General features: G+C 51.4%; 1 pseudogene. It reads left to right on the top strand.

The annotated features are described in order from the left end of the window. Positions 1-245: 245 nt before the first annotated feature. Positions 246-432 (top strand): annotated as a pseudogene (locus C5C07_RS20935) (CRISPR-associated protein Cas6); the annotation flags it as partial.

Genomic DNA, 432 nt, shown 5'->3' with positions numbered 1-432 from the left:
TTTGAAGCAAGTATTGACAAGGGAAACCTCATGACACCCATCAGCCGAAGCGACAAACTGGGTGAGCACAGACGGTTCTCAACCGCTCGCGCGCGCTCCAGAAGTTAGTCGTACGCGAGAAGTTTCGCGCCATCGTTCTATTCATGATAGACATTGTGATATTTTGGATTAGCTACAAGTACTGACAATGAGAAGTGTTTTTCGTGGCACACGATCACACAACTTTGAGAGGGGTGATATGAGGCGTGCGTATAGAATTAGCGCTCGATGCCGTTGCTGATGCGGCCTACGACCGGTCTTATTTCCATAAGGCACGCGGACGCATCTGGCGCGGCCTCGAGAACGACGACACGTTCTCGGAGACCCACGATTCGAACCACGGCGTCGGGTTTTCGTACTCTAATATCTTCCCTTGGGGACAGATAGAAGAGG

This window comes from Haloferax sp. Atlit-4N (assembly GCF_003383025.1).
Lineage (GTDB): Archaea > Halobacteriota > Halobacteria > Halobacteriales > Haloferacaceae > Haloferax > Haloferax gibbonsii.
This window is presented reverse-complemented; position numbering and strand designations above follow the sequence as displayed.